This is a genomic window from Pelomonas candidula (assembly GCF_043555985.1).
GTDB lineage: Bacteria > Pseudomonadota > Gammaproteobacteria > Burkholderiales > Burkholderiaceae_C > Pelomonas > Pelomonas candidula.
Window position 1 is genome coordinate 1 of the sequence record NZ_JBIGIC010000068.1, and the last position, 290, is coordinate 290.

General features: G+C 72.8%; 1 protein-coding gene. It reads right to left on the reverse strand.

Annotated elements, in window-relative coordinates:
• Positions 1–290: hypothetical protein (locus ACG04R_RS28515; protein ID WP_394418223.1), on the reverse strand; the 290-nt coding region annotated here is incomplete at both ends.

A 290-nucleotide genomic window follows, 5' to 3' on the forward strand; every position in this document is an offset into this window, starting at 1 on the left:
TTGTCGGGCCTGATCTCCGTGTCGCTGCCGGCCGCCCGCGTCAGCGTGCCGTTGCGCACGGCGCGCGTGAAGGCGGGGTCGGACGTGGCCAGCGCCGCGCCCGTCTCGATGCTCGTTTCGGCTGCATCGCCTTGCGCCAGCAGCAGGATGGAGCCGTTCTGCGACACGCTGGTCGTCGCGCTGATGCGGCCGGCCTGGTTGATGGCCAGGCCCACCAGCGTCGCGTTGCCGCGCGGCACGCTGATGGTGCCGGCGTTGTCCACCGAGCCCGCACCGGTGGCCATGTCGCC